Origin of the sequence: Flavobacterium sp. (assembly GCF_044369455.1) — a bacterium.
GTDB lineage: Bacteria > Bacteroidota > Bacteroidia > Flavobacteriales > Flavobacteriaceae > Flavobacterium.
Genome location: NZ_JBIPLW010000078.1, coordinates 1 through 4745, shown reverse-complemented (window position 1 = coordinate 4745; position 4745 = coordinate 1). Strand labels below are relative to the sequence as shown.

At 48.7% G+C, this 4745-nt stretch carries 6 protein-coding genes; 5 read left to right on the top strand and 1 reads right to left on the bottom strand.

The features are described 5' to 3' along the window. The first annotated feature begins 748 nt into the window (after positions 1-748). From ACIQ2L_RS14490 to ACIQ2L_RS14475, 4 genes are all read left to right on the top strand, one after another. A complete protein-coding gene (locus ACIQ2L_RS14490) occupies positions 749-1186 on the top strand; it encodes a hypothetical protein (RefSeq protein ID WP_396160095.1) in 438 nt (145 codons plus the stop codon). 21 nt (positions 1187-1207) lie between these two features. Beyond that, positions 1208-1867, top strand: a complete 660-nt coding sequence (locus tag ACIQ2L_RS14485) for a hypothetical protein (protein WP_396160093.1) — start codon at positions 1208-1210, stop codon at positions 1865-1867. Between the two features lie 291 nt (positions 1868-2158). Further along, the gene (locus tag ACIQ2L_RS14480; RefSeq protein ID WP_396160091.1) at positions 2159-2605 is read left to right on the top strand and encodes a hypothetical protein; all 447 of its coding nucleotides are present in this window, start codon (positions 2159-2161) and stop codon (positions 2603-2605) included. 108 nt (positions 2606-2713) lie between these two features. Then, positions 2714-3223 carry a hypothetical protein gene (locus ACIQ2L_RS14475; RefSeq protein ID WP_396160089.1) on the top strand — a complete coding sequence of 170 codons (510 nt, stop codon included), beginning with the start codon at positions 2714-2716 and terminating at the stop codon, positions 3221-3223. 460 nt (positions 3224-3683) lie between these two features. Here the strand turns inward: ACIQ2L_RS14475 and ACIQ2L_RS14470 are convergent, their stop codons facing one another. Beyond that, complete coding sequence (locus tag ACIQ2L_RS14470) at positions 3684-3842, bottom strand: hypothetical protein (protein WP_396160088.1); 159 nt, start codon at positions 3840-3842, stop codon at positions 3684-3686. A 567-nt stretch (positions 3843-4409) separates the two neighbouring features. On the opposite strand from ACIQ2L_RS14470, the gene ACIQ2L_RS14465 reads away from it, so the two are divergent. Continuing rightward, positions 4410-4709, top strand: a complete 300-nt coding sequence (locus tag ACIQ2L_RS14465; RefSeq protein ID WP_396160086.1) for a hypothetical protein — start codon at positions 4410-4412, stop codon at positions 4707-4709. Positions 4710-4745 lie beyond the last annotated feature (36 nt).

Below are 4745 nucleotides of genomic sequence, written 5' to 3'. Positions count from 1 at the left end.
TCTTCCTCATAACCCGGCTAGCAAGCTGCACGAAAATACCTCCAGGTTATGAGCTTTAGAGACTTTCCCTTAAAAGCTCATAACCCCAGGTCAGAGGCGCGCAGAGATCCGAGAGACTTTTGGCCAAAATTGGCGATTTTGGACTCAAAATGACTTTTAGAGGTGACCGTCAGGTTATGAGCTTTAGAGACCTAGTGAGAGCCGTGTGGAAAGCGGCCGAACAACGAAAAGACTGGTGGAAAAACGAAAAAAGGCTGGGGTCATGACAACACCAGCCTCTTTGTTCACACGTGGGTAGAAAACTGTTCGTAACTACCCATCTCAGTTGAGTGGAACCGACACTTCGCGAAATCGCGATGTTTTCTCTCGACTGGGTTATGGCTCTTTGGCGGATTCGGCGAATAACCTGGGCTAAGGACGTCAGAGAGTCTCTAGGTTATTCGATTGTGCGATGTCCAGCTCTTCGATGTTCCACAATCACGGTACCCATGCATTCGCAGGCTTCCTTTCCACGCTCGGTCACCCTCACGCAGTTGCCTTCACCTATTGATTGTTCTCTTGAAGTTTTCATTTGGTATACTGCTCTCCTAGAGGTTCCTGTCACGCACATGGGAAGTGAACCCAATTAACCAATGCACATGACGGGCGTACCAAACCGTTGCATATCGAGCCGCGAAACACGCGGAATTTAAAATCAATGTCGTTCGCTGCGGTCGGGTGAACGGCGCTGGCAAGAAAGAACTCGGATTTGCAACCAAGCACTCCTGCAACGCAAGAAAACGCAAAACGTCGCCTGCCGATTGTCGTTTGGGCCATTGCCCTATTAACGGGGCTTGCATGTTGCGTGGTTACATTTCAAAGCGGGGGAAGAAGCTTAGAGCACTTCGTACTACTTTTCATATTCGCCAACTTCCAAAACATTCCTGGACTGGTGTTTACTACTTTATCTACAAATCGTGCATCTGCATTTAGGCTATGGAACACTTCTACGATTTTGGTTTCCCTACCCGGTTTGGCGCTTTGGGCGAGTGAGTCATTTCGGCCCAATTTAACTGAGAAAGTTGTTGGTCCTATGGCGGGTTTCTCATTGTTGCCGTTTGTTCTTGGCTTCTATATCTTAGGCGCCTTTGGGATTTTCTTTTTTATCGCAGCCGTGGATCTATTGAATCGAAAAGAAGACTCTTAAGACATATGCGTCGGAGTTAGAATGCCTGAACAATCCGATTGGCCTAAGCAACGCATCGACGGGCTAGATTTTCAGAGACTTAACTTGCCACCGCTATTTTGCAATGCCCCCATGATAGTCCGTTCAATCATCATCGAGCATGAGATTCCATCCCCGATTACTTACGCCGTGGAGGTATCAATCGAACTTGACTCGGGCGAGCGGCGTTGGTGCTTTTTTTGCACTCCGGATTCGCTCGATCGATTCGGTGACTTTCTTCCGAACTCAACGATCCGAATTCATGCTGCCGCAGCTCACATGATCGTGCTTTCCGTCCTGACAAAGGAAACGATTACGGCCGCAATCAACGAACTTCAGCGGACTGGTGAGCTTCTGCACGCGACACGTCCAGTGAATGGAACACACGCGTTCCTGCAAGGCGTTTGGGTCTTTAATGGCGCAAAGGCAACTTTCCCGAGTGGCGTCTTCACTTCACGCGAGAACGCTGAGGCATGGATCACGGAGCACAAACTTGAGGGAACGTTGACGCTTTATCCGCTCGATCAATCAGCGTATGATCATGCAATCGCGAACGGGTGGTTCAATCCTCAAGCGCCCAATCAAAAACTTCCCGAGTTCATACAGCGATTTACGTCCGCTAGTCAGGAACACTACCACTACGAACGTCACGAAAGCAAATGACATATACAAATGACATATAAAGGATTTGATTCCGCATCATTGTTCTAGAGACGAACATGGGATTGACTGGGTCTGTCTGCCCGGTCTGTTGTGGGCGTTATCGCAAACATGTTGCAGCAGCACCGTTGCATCGGTTAGACTGGTTTCCATCGTAGCGGAACGTGTAGAATCCGCGAAGCCCGACAGCGAATGGAAGCAACGGCAAACGGTCATAACCCAGCGCACAACCTATTCGTTCGTTCCGCTTCAATCCAGTTGGGATAGATTGTTATTCGTTCTGGCACCGAAACAATGGATCGCACTGAGTTCATGAGCCTATTCGCGGATCTCGCTGACAGCGAGCTGCATACACTCCGCGAATCAAGTCGCCTCAACGATTTGGCAAGGGATCAATCGCTTTATGTTGATCTTTGCAAGCAGTTCTTCGACGGAGATCCGCACAACATTGACGAGCGACAGCGATTCGTTGGAATCCTTCTAGCAATGATCCATACCGATGGGCGAACCAAGAACGCTCTTCTTTGGATCGCAGATCAAGCGTACTCAAATCCTGAGCTTTACGGAGTAAATGGACTAAACTCGCTTGCTGGTATCTGGTCCTTTCTCCAATGGGCGGATCTCACTGTAGATGAGGAAGAGAATATTCGTGGTTGGATGACTAAGTTCCGACAAGAGAAGCAATATCTGGCAAACAATGCGGAGCAATGCCTTAGACTTCTTGATTCCCGTCGCCATTAGGGGACAATTGCCAAAACAATGCGATGGTCGCGAAGGGCTCGGTCGGGTTTGACTTGCGTTGAGTCACCAACTCGCCCTCGGTCAACCCAGTCGTTTTTTGGCTAGAACATGCGTAATCGCAAATCATCAACCTTGTTCTACTGGCTAGCGATGCTGACGCTGTTTCTAACATCTTGCTCCAGCACAACGCTTGAAACACCGCCGGAATCAGGAACCGTTGCCGTCGAGGATGTGCAAAACGGTGAAACAAAATGGATTGACCCGAACGAACTACAACAAGGTCCAATTCAGCGAGACTCGTTGACAGCAGTGCAAATACAGCGAATTGCTTCGCTCCAAAAAGTCTTTGTAGAAATTGACGGTCAGACAGTTGCCCAATGGGCTGATAACTTCATACGTGATCTGAACCCAGACAGCGAACTCGCCTTATGGGAACGCATGGCCACAGCGTATTCACGCTATTGTGACAAACACAAACAATTGACCTTGGCTGCAAAAAACGAGGTTTACAAGGTCATCTTGTTACGTTCCATGGCTTCACCAGACGACGTGATCGCAAGGCTTGAATTGACGATATTGACGAAACAAGATGCACGTGACGTGATGGAAGGGTTCTAGGTCTATCCGGAATCGCTAAATTACTATGTGTTGAACGGTAGCCGCAGATGACGGTTTTTAAAACATAGGTTTTTGGGGGCGGCCTCGTTACCGCCGTCGTTCGTCCTGATAGCAATGCACGAAATGAATCCATACAAACCATCGTCTGTGAACGAAGACTTGCGAGTAAAGGGCGGGATTGGTCGGAATCTTTGTCCCTCGTGTTCGCATCCTGTGTCTAGATGGACTGTTTGGAACACAATAGCGTCAAAACGGTGTAGAAACTGTGGAGACAAACTTTGGCTAGAACTAACAAATCCGTTAAGGCTTGCTTTGGTTTTGGTTGGAATAGGGATTTGCGGCTTTTGGTGGCGGTTTTTTGAATCGCCATCAGTGACTCCAGTGTTCATGGTTGCTGGAATGCCAATTCTAATGGTGGGGATCTCTTGTGGGATGCATCTTGCCTTTGGTAAAATCAGATCTACCAATCAAACAACTTGATAGTGTAGATGCATCCCAAACGGGACGAACGAAATGTTGGACGTGCGTACTGGAAATGAGTTGAAGACAAGTGGATGACACTCCCATCTGGGTAACCGCTAGCCACTGGTCCAGTATCGAGCATTACAGCGTGTCTCATGTCAGTCTCACAATCGAATACGCGTCTAAAGGTCTGGGGCAGCTACGCTGCCAAGCAGTCAGAACCGTAACAATCGGACGGACCATTCGCCTGCCACGGATTGGCAATCTAACAACCGGCATGTTGCAACCGTCCCAACGCATCGGTTAGACTGGTTTTCTGAGATGCGGAACGTGTAGAATCCGCACAAGCCTGACAGCGGATGGAAGCAACGGCAAACCGACATAGCCCAACGCTCAAACTATCGCTCAGTTCCGCTTCACTTCCGTTGGGATAGATTATGATTCGTTATCCACGGCAGATTCATGGATGAGATTTACCGTTCGCCAACTTATGCTTCTTCCGGCTGTCTTCCTTCTGAACACATGGCTTGTGGGGTTCTTCGCTTTTCCTGCTATACGGACGTATCCGTGGCAACAGGAGACAAACAGCGTGCGTCACGCCCAACAATTAATCGAAGATTCGGTCAGATACTGCAAACATGCAAACATTACAGTTACGGACGACACGATCAATGACTGGATTCACAATCGGCTTTCTTCGGTTGATCCCGCTGCGAGAATCTTGATGCATCCTCCGCGGCCAGATGCTTGGGGTAATCCGTATCGAATTCAATCACGAAAAACCTTTGACGAAAAAGCGAGAGTCTACTCAACAGGCGAGGACGGAGCATCGAAGACGGATGGCAATGATCCTGATGACGTCAGGAGCTGGGACGAAGAACGATGGCGTTGGTATTCTCGCCGTCAATTTACTCGCGAAACTGCATTTTGTATGATGGTGTCTGCATTCATTACCGTCACTGGATTTTGTTTGCTTACGTTAAAACCCAAATCCACGTCAAACGACGCGCAAAGACGTGGATAACATCGGGTACCCATGCATTCGCAGGCTTCCTTCCCA

Bases quoted from the DNA above. Each gene is read 5' to 3' on its own strand.
- ACIQ2L_RS14485 (WP_396160093.1), top strand. From the start codon at position 1,208: ATGCCTGAACAATCCGATTGGCCTAAGCAACGCATCGACGGGCTAGAT.
- ACIQ2L_RS14480 (WP_396160091.1), top strand. From the start codon at position 2,159: ATGGATCGCACTGAGTTCATGAGCCTATTCGCGGATCTCGCTGACAGC.
- ACIQ2L_RS14475 (WP_396160089.1), top strand. From the start codon at position 2,714: ATGCGTAATCGCAAATCATCAACCTTGTTCTACTGGCTAGCGATGCTG.
- ACIQ2L_RS14470 (WP_396160088.1), bottom strand. From the start codon at position 3,842: ATGAGACACGCTGTAATGCTCGATACTGGACCAGTGGCTAGCGGTTAC.
- ACIQ2L_RS14465 (WP_396160086.1), top strand. From the start codon at position 4,410: ATGCATCCTCCGCGGCCAGATGCTTGGGGTAATCCGTATCGAATTCAA.